Below are 13916 nucleotides of genomic sequence, written 5' to 3'. Positions count from 1 at the left end.
CCGGGCCCCGCCGCGCCGGCGCGGGCTCACGCCAGCCAGGCGGCGACCAGCGCCATCGTGACCGCGGCCACGATCGTCGACAGCACCACGGTGTCGCGGGCCAGTGCCGTCGCCTGCCGGTAGCGGGTCGCGAACACGAAGACGTTCTGCGCGGTCGGCAGGGCGGAGGTGACGACCGCCGCCAGCAGCGCCGGCCCGGAAAGGCCGAGGGCGAACCGGCCGACGAGATACGCCAACAGCGGCTGGACCACGACCTTCAGCGCGACCGCCAGGTAGCGGTCGCGGGTGTCGTCGGCGGGCGCGAAGGGCTTGCTGCCCGGCAGCGACACCCCCAGTGCGATCAGGGCCAGCGGCACGGCCGCCGAGCCGACAAGCTCGACCGGGGCCAGCAGGGCGGCGGGTGGCCGCCAGCCCACCGCCGAGACGAGCAGCCCGAGCGCGGAGGCGAGCATCACCGGGTTGCGCAGCGGCAGCAGCAGGAGCCGCCGGGGCGACGGGCGCCGCCCGGTGGTGGTGATGTCGAGCACGGCGAGCGCGACCGGGGCGGCCAGGAGCACCTGGAAGAGCAGTACGGGTGCGATGAACGACACGTCACCGAGCACGTACGCGGCGATCGGGATGCCGAGGTTGCCGGCGTTGACGTACGACGCGGACAGTGTGCCGACCGTCACCTGCCCGGCGTCGCGTCGCCACCACAGCCGGGCGACCAGCGCGTACGCCGCGGCGACGGCGACCGTACTGGCCACGAACGCCGCGAGCGCGGGGGTGAGCACGTCACCCGGCGAGGCGCCGGCCAGCGTGACGAACAGCAGCGCCGGCGTCGCCACGTAGAAGGCGAGTCGGGCCAGCACCTCGGCGCTCTGCGGGCCGAGCAGACCCCACCGCCCGACGAGGTATCCAAGGGCGGTGACCGCCCAGATGGTCGCGAATCCGGTTAGTACCCCAGGCATCGGACCATCTTCCCGGCCCGCTACTATTTCCCCGTCCTCGGTACGCAGAGCGAGCAATCGATTCCCGTACGTCGGTTGTTTGTCACATTCCTGCAACGCCGAAGACCCTTGACCGCTGCTCCGGTGGCCGGAAGCATCGGTTCGTGCCTTGGGGGAGGTCCCTGCGGCGCACCCGACGTTCGGACCCGCAAGGAGGACCATGTCGGTCAGCCCCGCACCATCGCGTGCCGGATGGCACATGCCGCAACCGGCAGGTCCGGGCCGGCCACCGGCGGCGTCCCGCCGGCCCACCGGCTCGGCGAACACCGGCAGCCCGCCGGCCGGCGGTCCCGGCGGCCCGGGCGGGCCTGGCAATCCGGCGTTGACCGTCACGCTGTCGATCCCGCTCGCCAACGAGGAGTCGCTGACCCCGCCCGCCCGCCGGCTGCTCGAGGCCGCCCGGGAGCTGCTCGCCACCGGCGACGGCGCGGTCAACGTCGTGGTCGCCGGCGAGCCGCGGGTGGACATCGTCGCGCCACGCCGGCCCGTCCGGCCGGCCCCGCCCAGCCCGGCCCCGGGCCCCGGTCTGCACCTGATGCTCGCGTCGCGCACGGTCCTGCTCGACGGCGAGGCGCTGCCGCTGACCAAACTGGAGTTCGACCTCCTGCACCACCTCGTCGCGCACCCCCGACGGGTCTTCACCCGGCAGCAGCTGCTCGACGCGGTGTGGGGCTACGCGCAGACCGGCGAGCGCACCGTCGACGTCCACATCCGACGGCTGCGGGTGAAGATCGGCGAGCGGGTGCCGCTGGTCACGACCGTCTACGGCGTCGGCTACCGCCTCGCCGACGACGCCCCGATCACCGTCGACCACAACGGCTGACCACGCTGAACGTACGCCCCATCGCGCCGGCGCGGCTCGTCGAGGAACTCGTCGACCGGCTCGCCGACGCGCGTCCCGACCGCTGGCTGCGCGTCGCCGTGGACGGTGCGCCCGCCGCCGCGCCCGACCGGCTCGCCGACGCCCTCGTCGACCCGCTGCGGACCCGGGGGCGGCCGGCCCTGCGGGTGGCCGCCGGCGACTTCCTGCGCCCCGCCTCGCTGCGCTACGAGCAGGGGCGCACCAACCCGGACTCGTTCTACTGGGGCTGGCTCGACGAGGCCGGGCTGCGCCGCGAGGTGCTCGACCCGACCGGTGCCGACGGCACCGGCCGGGTGCTGCCCTCGCTCTGGAACGCCGCGACCGACCGGGCCAGCCGCGCCGACTACGTGACTTTGCCACCCGGCGGCGTCGTGATCGTCAGTGGCGGCCTGCTGCTCGGCGGCGGCCTGCCCTTCGACCTCTCCGTCCACCTGGTCCTGTCGGCGGCCGCGCTCGCCCGGCGCACTGGCGACGACGAGGCGTGGACACTGCCGGCGTACGCCCGGTACGCCGACGAGGTGGCACCGGAGTCGTTCGCCGACGTCGTCGTACGGATGGACGACCCGCGGCACCCGGCCCTGGTCGAGTCCACCTGACCGGGTGGATCTTCCGCCGGGATGGTTTGGCGGAGCGCGGGCCGGGGTATCCCGCCGGCTCAAGGTGGTCAACGGGGCACACACCCGGCCGGCCACCGTCCCTTCTCCCGAAAGGCCAGGCAGCGCATGCTCGTCAACGAAGCGGTCGGCACGCGCCAGGTCGACGTCGACCAGATCCGACTCTCGCTGCAAGCTCGCTACGACGAGCTGTCCAGCGAATACGATGACGCGGTCGAGCAGAGCCAGGTGCTCCGACTGGTCGAGGTCGGCGACACGGCCGGCGACGACCAGGCCGACAGCGGCACCAAGACCGCCGAACGGGACACCGCACAGTCCCTGTTGCGGACCATCCTGGACCGTCGGGCCCAGTACGAGCATGCCCTGAACCGCCTGGCCGAGGGCACGTACGGACGCTGCGAAGGCTGCACCGAACCCATCCCGGTCGAACGGCTGGAGATCTACCCGTCGGCGACCACCTGCGTGTCGTGCAAGCAGACCCGCGAACGGCGGGCCGCCTGACGTACGCCGCCGCCGTGGGGGACCTCCTCGTCGGCACGGCCTCGTGGACCGACCGGACACTGCTCGAGTCGGGCTGGTACCCCTCCTCGGCGGACACGCCTGAGAAACGGCTGGCGCACTACGCCGGCCGGTTCCCGATCGTCGAGGTGGACGCGACCTACTATTCGCCGCCGGCGGAGCGGACAGCACAGTTGTGGGCTGCCCGCACCCCGGCGGCGTTCACGTTCAACGTGAAGGCGTTCAGCCTGCTCACCGGCCACCCGACCAGGGTGTCGGCGATCTACAAGGACCTGCGGCCGGAGACCGACAAGCGCAACGTCTATCCCGACGACCTGGACCGGCAGACGTACGAGGAGATCTGGACCCGGTTCCTGTCCGCGCTCGACCCGCTGGTCGACGCCGGCAAGCTCGGCGCCGTCCTCTTCCAGTTCCCACCCTGGTACGCCATCTCCCGCGTCCACAAGGACTACCTGGTCGAGGTACGCGACCGCTGCCGCCCGCTCCGGGCGGTCTTCGAGTTCCGGCACGAATCCTGGTTCAAGGGTCCCAACCGCGACGAGACGCTGGACTTCCTGCGTGAACACCACCTGCCGTACGTCGCCGTCGACATGCCGCAGGGCCACCGGTCGTCGGTGCCACCGGTGCTCGCCGCCACCGCCGACCTCGCCGTCGTACGGTTCCACGGCCACAGCGACAAGTGGACCAGCCGCGACATCCACGAGAAGTTCGGCTACGACTACTCCGACCGGGAACTGCGCGACTGGGCGCCGAAGCTGCGTGAACTCGCCGACTCCGCCGACCGGACCCACGTGCTGATGAACAACTGCTACCGCGACTACGCCCAGCGCAACGCGCAGACCCTCACCGAACTCCTTACCGACTGACCGCGGCCCGCGTCATCCGGGGGCGGTTCGTGCGGCCCGGTTCGTCCGGCCGGGGTGAGGTCGGCTCACCCGATGGCGGGGGACGCTCGGGACGGCCGGTGGCACCCGGGTCGCCGTCGCCGGAGAGAGGAGTGCCGCGATGAGCAAGACGCCGCAAGCCGCCATCGACACCTCGATGGACAAGCTCAACCTCATCCTCAAGGAGATCGAAGAGGCGTACGGGTGGCCGAAGGAACGTCGGGCACAGTCGTACGCCGCGCTCCGGTCGGTCCTGCACGTCCTGCGCGACCGGCTCCCCGTGCAGGAGAGCGCCGAGTTCGCCGCCCAGCTGCCGCTGATCGTCCGGGGCCTGTACTACGAGGGCTGGGACCCGGCCGCGGTGCCGATGAAGATGGGCCGCGAGGAGTTCCTCGACCGGGTCCGCCAGGACTTCCGCCGCGACCTGCCGGGCGGCGTCGAACTGCTGGTGCAGACCACGCTCCAGGCACTGCACCGGCACGTCACCGAGGGCGAGTGGCAGGACGTGAAGAGCGACCTGCCCACCGAACTCGCGGCCATCATCCCCTGACCGGGGCGGGCGTTCCCGGGCGCCGATGGGGTCCTCGCGGGGCGCCTGCGGGCGGTCGGGCGTCCGGTGCCCGTCCGCGGTTCACGCGTCGGCGGGAACGGCGTGTCGGGTGCCGTGACCGCGGACGACCGTCTGCCGCCCCGGTGGCCCCGCGAAGGGGAGACTAGGGTGGATGGGCGGACCGTGACTGGCGACGGCGCCCGACCGGGAGCCGGGGTGGATCACCACGGGGGAGCGGCCGCGCCGAACCACTCCGCGCGCCGTACGCCTGGGCACCGGGGACCATCCGCGTCGAGAGGTCCCCGCCCGTGCCCGAGACCGCCACCACCGCCCGCCCGCTGCCCGGCGCACCAGTCGCCGAAGCCGTCTTCGCCGAGGTCACCGACCGGGTCGCCGCCCTGCGGGCCGCCGGTACGGTGCCCGCGCTGGCCACCGTCCTGGTCGGCGACGACCCGGCGAGCGCCGGCTACATCCGGATGAAGCAGCAACGCGCCGCCGAGCTCGGCTTCGCGTCACCGCACGTGCACCTGCCCGCCGACGCCACCCGGCACGACCTGGCCGCCGCCATCGACTCGCTCAACGGCGACCCGGCCGTACACGCGATCCTGGTGCAGCATCCGATCCCGGCCCACCTCGACTACGCCGAGGCGCTGCTGCGCATCGACCCCGCCAAGGACGTCGACGGCCTGCACCCGACCAGCCTCGGGCGGCTCGCCGCCGGACTGCCCAGCCCGGTGCCGTGCACGCCCGCCGGCATCGAGGCACTGCTCGCCTTCCACAATGTGCCCGTCGCCGGCCGCGACGTTGTCGTGCTCGGCCGGGGCACCACCCTCGGCCGGCCGCTGGCGATGCTGCTGGCCCAGAAACGAGCCACCGCCGACGCGGCCGTCACCGTCGTACACAGCGGCATACCGAACTGGGCACGACACACCCGACGGGCCGACATCGTGATCGCGGCGGTCGGCGTACCCGGCATCCTACGGCCGGAACACATCCGACCCGGCGCCACCGTCGTCGGCGGCGGCGTCCGCTACGAAGGCCGCCGCCTGCTCCCCGACGTCGACGAGGCGTGCGAGACGGTAGCCGGCGCGATCACACCCCGGGTCGGCGGAGTCGGCCCCACGACCGTCGCCATGCTCTTCCGCAACGCCGTAGCACTGGCCGAACAGGCCACCCACCCCTGACCCCACCCCCGGCCCGCCCCTCACCGTCGATCAAGGACCAGTTGAGTCGCAAACCGCCCGAAACGAACACGGCTCCTCCTCGATCACGGCGAGCGCGACGAACACGTCAGGACAGCTGCCCGCCGAGACGGAAGCTCGTCAACATCGGACCGCCCACCCTCACCCGGCAAAACATGGCAACGCAGCCGATCACGGACGGGTTTTGCCGGAAACGCAGCCAGCCGCTCCTGTTGATCTGGGCGGGAGAGACCTTACCCGGGGCGGGTAGGGTCTCTCCCGCCCAGATCAACGTCCCCCTTGCCAGACGGGCGACCTGCCAGGGTGCGCCACCCTCCGCCGGTAACGTCGATCGTCAGCGGTCCAGGCGCTCACCACCCGTACCGGAAGTGTCCGCACCGCAGACGATCACGGCGATGGGACACCGGCAACCACCAGGCCCGGGCAGGCGAACGCGACGGTCACGGGCGGTCGGGCAGGTCGGTGAACTCGCCGGAGGTCTTGTAGTCCGTGTCCGGGAGCGTGCGCAGCAGGTCGAGGACCGGTCGGTCGGCCCCGTTGCGCAGGGCGTGGCGGATCATCGCCTGGCGGCTGGCCGGAAAGTCAAGCCCCTTGAGGTACGGGCGCGCGGCGGACAGATCGGCGGTCATGGGGCTCGACTACCCGCCCCGGCGGAGGTGTACACGGGTCAGCCGGCTGCGCGGCGGCGGACTCCGGCTGACGCACCGGGCCGGCGGTGCGCACCGGGCCGGCGGTGCGCGGCGGGCCGGCGGTGCGCGCCGGGGCCGGCGGTGCGCGGCCGGCCCGCTGCGGATCGACGGGGCCGGCGTGCCCCGACCGCCCCTGGCGTCCTGCGCAAGATCCCGGTGATCAGGGAGTCTGCGCCCCGGCGCGCCGGCGACACGCGCGACGTGGTCCCTGATCACGCGGATCATGGGGTGGTTGAGGGTTCAACTAGAGCGGGCTATCGTGGGCGGGTGGTCACCTATCCGCTCGACCGGCACCTGGCCGCCGCCGTCCCGGCCAGCCGTACCCGGCGCTCCTGGACCCCCGACGACGGTCCGCTGCCCGCGCTCTACCTCAGCCACGGCGCCCCGCCGCTGTTCGAGGACACCGGGTGGATGACGCAGCTCTTCGACTGGGCGCACGGGCTGCCGAAGCCGAAGGCGATCCTCGTCGTCAGCGCGCACTGGGAGTCGGCCCCGCTGAGCCTGTCCGGCTCCGCCGCCGGCACCCCGCTCGTCTACGACTTCGGCGGCTTCGCCCGCCGCTACTACGAGATGACGTACGCCACCCCGGACGCGGGCGCGCTGGCCCGACGGGTGGCCGCCGCCATGCCGGACACCGAGCCGGTGCACGAGCACCGCGGCCGGGGACTCGACCACGGGGCGTGGGTGCCGCTCAAGGTGATGTATCCGGCCGGCGACGTGCCCGTACTCCAGATGAGCCTGCCCACCCACGACCCGCACCGGCTGCTCGAACTCGGCCGGCGGCTGCGGCCGCTGCGCCACGAGGGTGTGCTCGTCGTCGGCTCGGGTTTCATGACGCACGGGCTGCCGTTCCTGCGCCGCGAGGACGTCCAGGGCACCGCGCAGCCGCCGGGCTGGTCGCGGGACTTCGACGCGTGGGCCGCCGACGCGCTGGCCCGCGGCGATGTCGAGACGCTGGCCGACTACGCGCACAAGGCGCCCGGGATGCCGTACGCCCATCCGACGGTCGAGCACTACACGCCGTTGTTCGTCACCCTCGGCGCGGCCGAACAACCCGACAAACCGGTTACCACCACCATCGACGGCTATTTCATGGGACTGTCGAAGCGGTCGTTCCAGGCCGCCTGACGACCGTTCCCGGCACCGGCGGCCGGCACCGACCCGAGCAGCCGACCGGGGGAGAGCCCGTGCGCGCCAGCGTCGCCAGCGAGTCCGGCCGGCCCGACGGCCGCAACGAGGACTGGGCCGCCGCCACGCCGTCCGGCGTCGCGGTGGTGCTCGACGGACTGTCCGAGGCCGGCGGGACCGGCTGCCGGCACGGTACACCCTGGTACGTGCACCAGCTCGGCGCCCGGCTGCTCGGCCACGCCGGTGTGGCCGGCCGGCCGCTGGCCGACGCGCTCGCCGACGCGGTCACCGACGTCGCCGGACTGCACCCCGACTGCGATCTGACCCATCCGGGCACCCCGGGCGCGACCGTGGCGGTGCTCCGGGCCACCACCGCCGCCTGGGAGTACCTCGTGCTGTCCGACGCCGTACTGGTCGTGGACGGCGGGGCGGAACCGACCGTGGTCACCGACCGGCGTGCCGACCACCATCTCGCCGAGTTGTCCGCGGCCGCGGCCGCGGACGGTGGGTCGATCACCGAGCTGGTCCAGGCCCAGCAGCTCATCCGCAACCGGCCGGGCGGCTACTGGATCGCCCAGGTCGACCCGGCCGCCGCGGCCCACGCGGTCACCGGCACGGTCCCGCCCGGCCGCGGCGCGCTGCTGCTCAGCGACGGCGCCGCGCTGGCGGTGACCGACTTCGACGCGCTGAGCTGGCGGGAACTGCTCGACCTCGGGTACGCCGGCGGGCCCGAGGCGGTCGTCGCCGCCACCCGCGAGCTGGAGTCACGCGATCCGGACCGGACGGTGTGGCCGCGCTACAAGCGGCACGACGACGCCACCGCCGTCGTCTGCCGGCCCTGACGGCCGCCCCGGCCCGGGGCCACCGCCGCCAAGGGATCACCGTCGGCCGGAGCCACCGTCGGCCGGGACCGGGCGGCGGCGGGTCACAGCCGCGTCAGGGCCCGGTCGCTGACGAAACTGTGCAGCCCGAACCGCCGCGCCCGGCGCCGGGCGAACTCCGCCAGTTCCTCGTCCTCGCAGTAGTCGAGGGCGAACAGGTCGAGGTCGAAGCCGAGCAGCCGCTCGGCGATCCGGGCGTGTGCCTCCAGCGTCGCCGGCGGCCACGGCGCGTACCCGGAGGTGACCCAGGCCACCGAGAACGACTCGAACAGCACCCCGTCGACCAGGTCGGCCAGCCGGGACAGCAGCGCGAAGCCCCGGTTCGCCAGCAGGTACTCCGGCCGCGCCTCCTCGCGCACCGCCGCGATCAGGGTCAGCATGTGCGGCAGGTCCTCGGGGAACGTCAGCTCGACGTTGAGCGAGTTGAGGAACAGCCCGCCGAACCCGCCGGCCATCATCGCCCGTGCCTGGTCGACGACGTGCTGCATCCAGCCCGGATGTCCGACGTGGACGTACCGGCCGCCCCACTCCGGGTTGCGGTCGTGCCGGTGCCAGGGCGCCGGCGGCCCGTGGTCCTCCGACAGCGACAGGTGCCCGAGCGGCTGCGTGCCGTACCGCCGCAGCCGCCCGAGTTCCTCGGCGGGGTAGGAGCCGGGCTGCAGTACCACCCGTTCGTAGCGGGCCAGCCGTTCCCACCCCGCCGCCGCGCCGTAGTAGACCGCGAGCGGCCCCCCGGTCAACGCGGCCAGAACTCCCGGTACCAGTCGAAGGTCCGCCGCACCCCCTCCTCCAGGGTCACGGCGGGCTCGTAGCCGGTCAGCGCCCGCAGCCGGGACAGGTCGGGGCAGCGGCGGGCCACCGCGCCCGCCGGCGCCGGCGCCGGGTCGAGCCGCGGATCCACCCCGGCCGTACGCAGCACCAGCTTGGCGAGGTCGCCGATGTTGGTCTCCTCGGCGTCGTTGCCGATGTGGACGATCTCCGTCTCGCCGGTCGGCGGTACGGCCATCAGCCGCACCATCGCCTCGACGGCGTCGTCGACGTGGCAGAACGCGCGGTGCTGGTCGGCGCCGTACACCCGGAACGGGTCCTCGCCGCGCAACGCCCGCAGGGACAGCTCCGGGATGACGTGGTCGGCGCCCATCCGGGGGCCGTACACGTTGTGGAACCGGCCGACGACCGCCGGGAAGCCCTTGGCGCGGGCGGTGTGCACCACGGCGGCCTCGCCGAGCAGCTTGCTGATCGCGTAGCTGAACCGGGGCGCGCGCGGGTCGGCGACCACCACCGGTACGTCCTCGGCGGTCGGCACCGGCACGATGCCGAGGTCGACGCCGCCGGCGTACACCTCGCTGGTCGAGGCGAAGAACAGCCGGGTGTCGGCGTCGATCCAGTCGAGCAGGTGCAGGGCGGCGAGGCTGTTGACGCGGACCACCCGGGCCGGGTCGGACTCGACGTTGCGTACCCCGACGACGGCGGCGAGCAGGTAGGTCTGGTCGAAGCCGCGCGGCAGCGCCGCCCAGGTCGCCGGGTGGGTCAGGTCGCCGGAGATGATCTCGACGTTCGGCCGGTCCCGCAGGCCGGCGAGGTCGCTGTCGTCGCGGCCCCGGGAGAAGTCGTCGACGATGGTCACCCGGTGGCCGTCGTGGACCAGCCGACGGGCCAGGTGCAGGCCGATGAACCCGGCACCGCCGAGCAGCAGCGCCCTCACCGGACGACCGCCGACCGGTAGCCGAGCCCGGCGTAGCCGACCCCGGCGGCGGTGATCGCCTCCTCGTCGAGGATCCGCCACGAGTCGTAGATCAGCTTGGGTCGGCCGGCGCCGAGCACCGAGTCGACCTGGATGGCCCGGTAGTCCGGGTGGTCGTTGACCACGAGTACGGCGTCGGAGTCGCTGAACGCCTTGTCGAGGCTGACCGGCTCGCCGCCGTACCGGCGGATCACCTCCGGGGTGACCAGCGGGTCGTGGCCGAGGACGGTGAGCCCGGCCGCCGCGAAGACCGGCATCATCGTGGCGATCGGGGTGCCCCGCATGTCGTCGGTGGCCGGCCAGCCCTTGTACGCCCAGCCGAGCACCGCCAGCCGGGCGCCCTCGGTCGCGCCGGCCCGCTCACGGATCAGGTCGACGACCCGTTCGGCGACGTGGACCGGCAGATGCTCGTTGAGTTCCCGGGCCCGGCCGACCAGGTACGGCGCCCGGTCACCGGCGCTTTCGATCATGATGTACGGGTCCTTGGAGAGGCAGCCGCCGCCGACGTACCCGGGCCGGGCCAGGTCGGGGCGGGGGTAGTCGACGTTCGCCGCCCGGATCACCTCCAGCGGATCGAGGCCGTGCCGTTCGGCGATCAGCGCGATCTCGTTGCCGTACGCGTAGATCAGGTCGGTGTGGCAGTTGTTCGACAGCTTCACCAGTTCGGCCGCCTCCAGGCTGGACACCGGGACCAGCCGGGCCGCCAGGCCGCCGAAGAAGTCCAGGCCGGCGCGCAGGCTGTCGTCGTCGAGCCCGCCGACGACCTGCGGCAGTTCGACCAGTTCGCGCAGCGCCTGGCCCTGGATGGTGCGTTCCGGCGCCATCACCAGCCGGGCCCGTCCCCACGCCCGCAGCAGCACCGGCAGCACGACCGCCCGGCTGGTGCCGACCGGCACCGTGCTGCGGACCACGACCAGGGTTTCCGGGCCGCACGACCGGGCCACCTGCTCCGCCGCCGCGGCCAGGTTGGTCAGGTCGGGACGGTGCGTCCGCTCGTCGACCGGCGTCGACACGCAGATCACCGCGACGTCGACGGTGCCCTCGGGAAGCTCGGTGTCGACCAGGACGGTCCGGCCGACGGTCTGCGCGAGCACGTCCTGCACGCCCGGCTCGAAGATGTGCGGCCGGCCGTTGGACAGCGACTCGACCACCGCCGGCGCGGTGTCGGCGCCGTGGACGGTGAAGCCCTTGCGGGCCAGCGCGGCGGTCAGGGTGAGGCCGACGTATCCCATGCCGACGACTCCGATGGTGCTTGGCACTCGTGTTCTCCTTCTGGTGGACGGTGGGCCGGTCAGGCGCAGGGTGCGCTGATCCGGTCGAGGTCGCGGCTGGTGACGTAACCCGCGAACCCGGTCTGCCGGTACCGCGCGCAGGCGGCCCGGATGTTGTCGGCGCGGCCGGCGTAGTCGACCGCGAGCACGGTCTTGCCGGCCGCGCGCAGCGCCGCGGCGTGGTCGAGGTTCGTGGCGCAGAAGCCGGCGTCGCAGGGTTCGTCCGCGGCACGGAAGAACAACTCCTCCATGCCGACACCGTCGATCGCCGGCAGGTAGCCGTCGTACTCGCGCAGCTCCGGGGAGTTCTGCGGGAACACGAGCGTTCCCGGCCGCCGCGACCGGGCGTGGTCGCCGATCCGCACGATCAGGTCGACCATGGCCCGGGCCAGGTCCTCGCGGGTCCGGTCGGGCACCAGCGCCAGGTCCAGTTCCTCGTACGCCAGCGGGGTGTCCAGGTAGATCCCGTCGAACCCGGCGTCGGCCGCCTGGTCGATCCGGGGCCGGACCACCCGGTCCCACCAGCGCTGGTCCCAGTAGCGGACGAAGAACTCCTCCGGCCAGTCCGGCCACCGGTTGAGGATCAGGTCGCCGGCGTCGGCGCGCAGGCCGGCGTACTCCGGCCGGTAGGTCTCGATGGCACCGATCTCGAAGTACGCCAGCACGACCTTGCCGGAGGCGCGCAGCGCCGCCACCTCGTCGGCGGTGAAGTAGTCGTCCCGGCCGTCGCGGGCCAGGTCGATGACGGCCAGCCGGTGCGGGGCGCGGGCCAGTTCGGTCAGCCGGCCGCCCGGATAGCCCTGCAGCTGGTAGACCCAGCTGTCGACCGGGCCGGACGGGGGCACCGGACCGGGGGTGCGGTCCGGTCCGGTGCATCCGCCCGCGGCCAGGGCGGCGGCGGCCAGCACCGCCGCCGCCCGCCGCCACCGTCGGGTACGGGTCAACGCTCGTCCACCCCGGCCCAGACGGCCTTGACCGAGTCGGGCAGTTCGTACGCCGGCGTCCAGCCCAGCAGCCGGGCCGCCCGCGAGCCGTCGCCGCACATCCAGTCGACGGCCGCCGACCGGCCCGGTGCCGCCGCCCGCTCCTGGATGCCGCCGGTGAAGCCGGCCTCGGCGGCGAGCAGCCGGACCAGGTCGCGGGACTGGACCGCCCGGCCGCTGGCCAGGTTGAACACCCGCGCGCCCGGCTCGGGGGCGAGCAGCGCGGCGACGACGCCGCCGGCCACGTCGCGTACGTCGACGAAGTCCCGGTACGCCGACAGCGGTCCCAGGCAGATCGACCCGGCGCCGGACCGCCGCGCGTCGTGGATCAGCCGGGCCGCCCGGCCGAGCATGTTCTCCTCGTGCAGCCCGGGTCCGATCGGGTTGAACACCCGTACCGTGATTCCGTCGACCTGCCCGGTGGCGCTGGCCAGCTCCAGCAGCCGGGTCGCCGCGAGGTGGCTGACGCCGTACTCGCTGACCGGGTCGGTCGGGTCGTCCTCGGCGACCGAGGTGTCCGACGGCACCCGGCCGTACTCGCCGGCGGAGCCGAGCCGGACGAACCGGATGCCGGGTGCCGCGATCGCGATCGCCTCGACCAGCTTCGCGGTCACCGCGGTGTTGGCCCGGATCAGGTCGTGGCCGCTGCCGGACAGTGCGCCGGTGCAGTTGACGACCGCGTCCGGCCGGATCTCGCGCAGCAGTTCGGCCAGCGCGTCGACCGTACCGTCGAGCAGGTCGAGGCGGTCGCGGCCGGGCCGGACGACGACGCCGACCCGCGGGTCGGCGGCCAGCACCCGGCACACCTGCCGCCCGATGAACCCCGACCCGCCGAAGACGACGATGCGCCCGCTCATACCTTCTCCTCCTGCCGGTGGCGCAGCAGGATCGGCCGCAGTTCGGCGAAGTTGCGGTTGGCCTCGTCGTAGTCCTCGGGCTGTCCGATGTCGACCCAGTAGCCGGTGAAGTCGTAGCTGGTCGGCTGCTCGTCGCGGGCCAGCAGGTCGAGCACGAGCTGGTCGAAGCCGAGGGGCAGACCGTCGGGGTACGGGGCCAGCGTGCGCCGCGACATGCCGTAGACGCCCATGCTCACCCGGTAGCGGAAGGTGGGCTTCTCGGTGAACCCGACGATCCGGCCGTCGTGCAGGTCGAGCACGCCGAATTCGATCCCGACGCTGCGCGCCGCCGTCGCCACCGTCAGTGCGCCGCCGGACAGTGTGTGGGTGTGCAGCAGGTCGGCGAAGTCGAGGTCGGTCAGGACGTCGCCGTTCATCACCACGAAGTGCTCGGGCAGCCGGTCGCGCAGGGCGAACAGCGGCCCCACGGTGGACAGTGGAACGCGTTCCTCGGTGTAGTCGACGTGCAGTCCCCAGCGGGACCCGTCACCGACGAACGCCTTGATCAGCGGCCCCAGGTGGTTGATCGCCAGGGTCACCGAGGTGAACCCGCAGGCGGAGAGCTGATGCAGGACGATTTCCAGTACGGCGTGGTCATCGCCGATCGGGACCAGCGGTTTGGGCAGGGCGGTCGTGTACGGCCGCAGCCGTACGCCCTTGCCGCCGGCCAGGATTACTGCGTGCATGTGTGTTGCCTCCGCCAT

At 73.3% G+C, this 13916-nt stretch carries 16 protein-coding genes; 8 read left to right on the top strand and 8 right to left on the bottom strand.

Annotated elements, in window-relative coordinates; all coding sequences use genetic code 11:
• Window positions 1-26 precede the first annotated feature (26 nt).
• Window positions 27-950: an AEC family transporter gene (locus tag Prubr_RS33760; RefSeq protein WP_212819425.1), complete on the bottom strand. Its 924-nt coding sequence runs from the start codon at window positions 948-950 to the stop codon at window positions 27-29.
• 199 nt (window positions 951-1149) lie between these two features.
• Between Prubr_RS33760 and Prubr_RS33755 the strand changes: the two genes are divergently transcribed.
• The 6 genes from Prubr_RS33755 (at window position 1150) to Prubr_RS33730 (ending at window position 5602) form a co-directional block, all read left to right on the top strand.
• Window positions 1150-1812: a winged helix-turn-helix domain-containing protein gene (locus tag Prubr_RS33755; RefSeq protein ID WP_212819423.1), complete on the top strand. Its 663-nt coding sequence runs from the start codon at window positions 1150-1152 to the stop codon at window positions 1810-1812.
• 5 nt (window positions 1813-1817) lie between these two features.
• Window positions 1818-2447 (top strand): nucleoside/nucleotide kinase family protein, encoded by a 630-nt coding sequence (locus Prubr_RS33750; protein ID WP_212828857.1) that lies wholly within the window; start codon window positions 1818-1820, stop codon window positions 2445-2447.
• A 126-nt stretch (window positions 2448-2573) separates the two neighbouring features.
• On the top strand, window positions 2574-2966 hold the full coding sequence (locus Prubr_RS33745) for a TraR/DksA family transcriptional regulator (protein WP_212819421.1): 393 nt from the start codon (window positions 2574-2576) through the stop codon (window positions 2964-2966).
• Window positions 2967-2980: 14 nt separating this feature from the next.
• Window positions 2981-3850 carry a DUF72 domain-containing protein gene (locus Prubr_RS33740; protein ID WP_212819419.1) on the top strand — a complete coding sequence of 290 codons (870 nt, stop codon included), beginning with the start codon at window positions 2981-2983 and terminating at the stop codon, window positions 3848-3850.
• A gap of 139 nt (window positions 3851-3989) precedes the next feature.
• On the top strand, window positions 3990-4418 hold the full coding sequence (locus Prubr_RS33735) for a DUF2267 domain-containing protein (protein WP_212819417.1): 429 nt from the start codon (window positions 3990-3992) through the stop codon (window positions 4416-4418).
• Window positions 4419-4726: 308 nt separating this feature from the next.
• A complete protein-coding gene (locus Prubr_RS33730; protein WP_212819415.1) occupies window positions 4727-5602 on the top strand; it encodes a bifunctional 5,10-methylenetetrahydrofolate dehydrogenase/5,10-methenyltetrahydrofolate cyclohydrolase in 876 nt (291 codons plus the stop codon).
• A 458-nt stretch (window positions 5603-6060) separates the two neighbouring features.
• Here the strand turns inward: Prubr_RS33730 and Prubr_RS33725 are convergent, their stop codons facing one another.
• Window positions 6061-6249, bottom strand: a complete 189-nt coding sequence (locus Prubr_RS33725) for a DUF2795 domain-containing protein (protein ID WP_212819413.1) — start codon at window positions 6247-6249, stop codon at window positions 6061-6063.
• Window positions 6250-6576: 327 nt separating this feature from the next.
• Here Prubr_RS33725 and Prubr_RS33720 point away from each other — a divergent pair, with 327 nt between their 5' ends.
• Window positions 6577-7437, top strand: coding sequence for a dioxygenase family protein (locus Prubr_RS33720; RefSeq protein ID WP_246568013.1), 861 nt, complete (start codon window positions 6577-6579; stop codon window positions 7435-7437).
• A 59-nt stretch (window positions 7438-7496) separates the two neighbouring features.
• Complete coding sequence (locus Prubr_RS33715; RefSeq protein ID WP_212819411.1) at window positions 7497-8279, top strand: hypothetical protein; 783 nt, start codon at window positions 7497-7499, stop codon at window positions 8277-8279.
• A gap of 83 nt (window positions 8280-8362) precedes the next feature.
• On the opposite strand, the gene Prubr_RS33710 is transcribed toward Prubr_RS33715, so the two are convergent.
• Genes Prubr_RS33710 through Prubr_RS33685 form a run of 6 tightly spaced genes read right to left on the bottom strand, consistent with a single transcriptional unit; the run spans window position 8363 to window position 13898 of the window.
• Window positions 8363-9058: a hypothetical protein gene (locus tag Prubr_RS33710; protein WP_212819409.1), complete on the bottom strand. Its 696-nt coding sequence runs from the start codon at window positions 9056-9058 to the stop codon at window positions 8363-8365.
• Window positions 9055-10023 (bottom strand): NAD-dependent epimerase/dehydratase family protein, encoded by a 969-nt coding sequence (locus tag Prubr_RS33705; RefSeq protein ID WP_212819407.1) that lies wholly within the window; start codon window positions 10021-10023, stop codon window positions 9055-9057. Before Prubr_RS33705 ends, Prubr_RS33710 begins: the two co-directional genes overlap by 4 nt.
• Window positions 10020-11321, bottom strand: coding sequence for a nucleotide sugar dehydrogenase (locus tag Prubr_RS33700; RefSeq protein ID WP_246568011.1), 1302 nt, complete (start codon window positions 11319-11321; stop codon window positions 10020-10022). The genes Prubr_RS33705 and Prubr_RS33700 overlap by 4 nt, the downstream gene beginning before the upstream one ends.
• 32 nt (window positions 11322-11353) lie before the next feature.
• Window positions 11354-12277 (bottom strand): glycoside hydrolase family 191 protein, encoded by a 924-nt coding sequence (locus Prubr_RS33695; protein ID WP_246568009.1) that lies wholly within the window; start codon window positions 12275-12277, stop codon window positions 11354-11356.
• The gene (locus tag Prubr_RS33690; RefSeq protein WP_246568007.1) at window positions 12274-13173 is read right to left on the bottom strand and encodes an NAD-dependent epimerase/dehydratase family protein; all 900 of its coding nucleotides are present in this window, start codon (window positions 13171-13173) and stop codon (window positions 12274-12276) included. The genes Prubr_RS33695 and Prubr_RS33690 overlap by 4 nt, the downstream gene beginning before the upstream one ends.
• Complete coding sequence (locus tag Prubr_RS33685; protein ID WP_212819405.1) at window positions 13170-13898, bottom strand: nucleotidyltransferase family protein; 729 nt, start codon at window positions 13896-13898, stop codon at window positions 13170-13172. The genes Prubr_RS33690 and Prubr_RS33685 overlap by 4 nt, the downstream gene beginning before the upstream one ends.
• Between the last annotated feature and the right edge of the window lie 18 nt (window positions 13899-13916).

The organism is Polymorphospora rubra, assembly GCF_018324255.1.
Lineage (GTDB): Bacteria > Actinomycetota > Actinomycetes > Mycobacteriales > Micromonosporaceae > Polymorphospora > Polymorphospora rubra.
The sequence above is the reverse complement of the archived record's forward strand: the minus strand, read 5'-3'. Positions and strand labels throughout refer to the sequence as shown.